Raw genomic sequence first — 1789 nt, forward strand, 5'->3', positions numbered from 1 at the left:
TGCCCGAATTCCGCGTCGATGAGAATGTCGCGACGGTACCGGGGATCGACGGGCAGAAGATGTCCAAAAGCTACGGCAACACGATTCCTATTTTTTCGGAAGAAAAGATTCAGTCCAAAATCATCAAAAAGATTGTGACCGAGCCGATTCCGATGGAAGAGCCCAAAGAATATGAAGGATGCAACGTCTACAATATCGTCAAGCTCTTTTTGGACTATGAGCAGACGCAGGCGTTGCAGGAGCGCTATAAGCGCGGCGGCGAGGGACACGGTCATTTCAAACTCTACACCCACGATGTGATCTGGGAATATTTCCGGCCTTATCGCGAACGGCGTGCGTATTTTGAAGCGCATCAGGACGAAGTACGCGATATTTTAAAAGCGGGAGCGGCCAAAGCTGGCGCCGCAGCTGCCGAGACGATCGAAAAAGTTCGAAGCGTCACGGGAATTCGATATTAAAGGAAACACATGAAAAATTACATTACGAAGCAAATCGCCGATTCGGCGGCAACGAAACAGGCAATCTTGGAAAACGATGCACTGGTCAATCTTCTCGTGGATGTCGCAAAGGCGTGTGTGGACGTGTACAGAAACAAGAAAAAGATCCTGATCGCCGGGAACGGCGGTTCGGCGGCCGATGCACAGCATTTTGCCGCCGAACTGGTCGGGCGCTACGGTTTTGACCGTCCTTCGCTCCCCTCGATTGCTCTAACGACCGACAGTTCCAATCTCACCGCGATCGGGAACGATTACGGGTACGAGTATGTTTTTTCACGCCAGCTCGAAGGGCTGGCGCAGGAGGGCGATCTGTTCATCGGGATTTCGACATCGGGGAATTCCCAGAATGTAATCAATGCCTTTACGGCTGCCAAAGAACGCGGGGTGACTACAGTAGCGTTGGTCGGGCGTGACGGCGGTAAAATGGCGATCATGGCCGATTATGCGGTTGTCATCCCCTCCAATGCGACACCGCGGATTCAGGAATCGCATTTGTTGATCGAGCATATCATCTGCGATATCATCGAAAAAGAGATGTTCGGAGGCGGCGTTGCCTAAAGCGCTGTTTCTCGACCGCGACGGCGTCGTCAACGTTGAAAAAAACTATCTGCATAAACCCGAGGACTTCGAGTTGGTTGAGGGGATCGCCGAAGTGTGCCGCGCCTATCAGGAACAAGGCTACCTGATCATCATCGTGACCAACCAGTCGGGGATCGCGCGCGGATACTATTCCGAAGAAGATTTTCGCCACCTGAGCGATTGGATGACGGAGCACTTTAAAACACTGGGGATCGATATCACCCGCATCTATCACTGTCCTCATCATGAGGAAATCAGCGGTGCGTGCGATTGCCGCAAGCCCGAACCCGGAATGTTTTTGAAGGCGATGAACGATTATGGGATCGATATGCCCTCTTCGGTCATGATCGGCGACAATGAGCGCGATATTACCGCCGCACGCCGTGCGGGAGTGGGAACGAATATTCTCCTCTCCGCGGATGCGGCAGCTTCGGAAGCGGACCGGATCGTCCGCTCGCTAAAGGAACTTTTCTGATGCTGATCCTCAATACCGGCGGTACTTTCAATAAGCGTTACGATCCGATTGCGGGGGAACTTTTCGTCCCCCGCGACAATCAGGCGGTGGAAGCGATCATCGAAACCTTTGCCGTCGCGATTCCGGTAACGGGGTTGATTTACAAAGATTCGCTGGAGATGGATGAGACGGATCGCGCCGTGTTGTGCGATGCGATCGCATCGTCGCATGCGACCGCGGTCGTTGTCGTTCACGGCAC

2 protein-coding genes and 2 pseudogenes are annotated in these 1789 nt (G+C 53.3%); all 4 read left to right on the top strand.

Going from position 1 to position 1789, the window contains the following annotated elements; translation table 11 throughout:
• Positions 1 to 458 (top strand): annotated as a pseudogene (locus JU82_RS09645) (tryptophan--tRNA ligase); the annotation flags it as partial.
• Between the two features lie 9 nt (positions 459 to 467).
• Positions 468 to 1055: a D-sedoheptulose 7-phosphate isomerase gene (gene gmhA, locus JU82_RS09650; protein ID WP_037949924.1), complete on the top strand. Its 588-nt coding sequence runs from the start codon at positions 468 to 470 to the stop codon at positions 1053 to 1055.
• Entirely contained in the window at positions 1048 to 1551 is a 504-nt protein-coding gene (gmhB, locus tag JU82_RS09655) for a D-glycero-beta-D-manno-heptose 1,7-bisphosphate 7-phosphatase (protein WP_037949927.1), read from the top strand. The genes gmhA and gmhB overlap by 8 nt, the downstream gene beginning before the upstream one ends.
• A pseudogene (locus tag JU82_RS09660) lies at positions 1551 to 1789 on the top strand (asparaginase domain-containing protein); the annotation flags it as partial. The gene gmhB and the pseudogene JU82_RS09660, both read left to right, overlap by 1 nt.

The sequence above is a fragment of the Sulfuricurvum sp. MLSB genome (assembly GCF_000747095.1).
In the GTDB taxonomy this organism is placed as follows: Bacteria; Campylobacterota; Campylobacteria; order Campylobacterales; family Sulfurimonadaceae; genus Sulfuricurvum.

What these genes read in the sequence shown, in the direction of transcription:
- gmhA (WP_037949924.1), top strand. Translation starts at nt 468, where the DNA reads ATGAAAAATTACATTACGAAGCAAATCGCCGATTCGGCGGCAACGAAA.